Below are 1,218 nucleotides of genomic sequence, written 5' to 3' on the forward strand. Positions count from 1 at the left end.
CGGGTAGCCGGCCTGAGAGGGTGACCGGCCACACTGGGACTGAGACACGGCCCAGACTCCTACGGGAGGCAGCAGTGGGGAATATTGCACAATGGGCGAAAGCCTGATGCAGCGACGCCGCGTGAGGGATGACGGCCTTCGGGTTGTAAACCTCTTTCAGTAGGGAAGAAGCGAAAGTGACGGTACCTGCAGAAGAAGCGCCGGCTAACTACGTGCCAGCAGCCGCGGTAATACGTAGGGCGCAAGCGTTGTCCGGAATTATTGGGCGTAAAGAGCTCGTAGGCGGTTTGTCGCGTCTGCTGTGAAAGCCCGGGGCTCAACCCCGGGTCTGCAGTGGGTACGGGCAGACTAGAGTGCAGTAGGGGAGACTGGAATTCCTGGTGTAGCGGTGAAATGCGCAGATATCAGGAGGAACACCGATGGCGAAGGCAGGTCTCTGGGCTGTTACTGACGCTGAGGAGCGAAAGCATGGGGAGCGAACAGGATTAGATACCCTGGTAGTCCATGCCGTAAACGTTGGGCACTAGGTGTGGGGGACATTCCACGTCTTCCGCGCCGTAGCTAACGCATTAAGTGCCCCGCCTGGGGAGTACGGCCGCAAGGCTAAAACTCAAAGGAATTGACGGGGGCCCGCACAAGCGGCGGAGCATGCGGATTAATTCGATGCAACGCGAAGAACCTTACCAAGGCTTGACATCCGCCGGACCGCCCCAGAGATGGGGTCTCCCTTCGGGGCCGGTGGACAGGTGGTGCATGGTTGTCGTCAGCTCGTGTCGTGAGATGTTGGGTTAAGTCCCGCAACGAGCGCAACCCTCGTTCTATGTTGCCAGCACGTGATGGTGGGGACTCATAGGAGACTGCCGGGGTCAACTCGGAGGAAGGTGGGGATGACGTCAAATCATCATGCCCCTTATGTCTTGGGCTTCACGCATGCTACAATGGCCGGTACAAAGGGTTGCGATACTGTGAGGTGGAGCTAATCCCAAAAAGCCGGTCTCAGTTCGGATTGAGGTCTGCAACTCGACCTCATGAAGTCGGAGTCGCTAGTAATCGCAGATCAGCAACGCTGCGGTGAATACGTTCCCGGGCCTTGTACACACCGCCCGTCAAGTCACGAAAGTTGGTAACACCCGAAGCCGGTGGCCTAACCCCTTGTGGGAGGGAGCCGTCGAAGGTGGGACTGGCGATTGGGACTAAGTCGTAACAAGGTAGCCGTAC

General features: G+C 58.2%; 1 rRNA gene. It reads left to right on the forward strand.

From position 1 onward, the window contains the following. A 16S ribosomal RNA gene (locus tag IEW07_RS20690) occupies window positions 1-1,218 on the forward strand; the annotation flags it as partial.

Source organism: Kocuria dechangensis, assembly GCF_014636775.1.
GTDB classification, from domain to species: domain Bacteria; phylum Actinomycetota; class Actinomycetes; order Actinomycetales; family Micrococcaceae; genus Kocuria; species Kocuria dechangensis.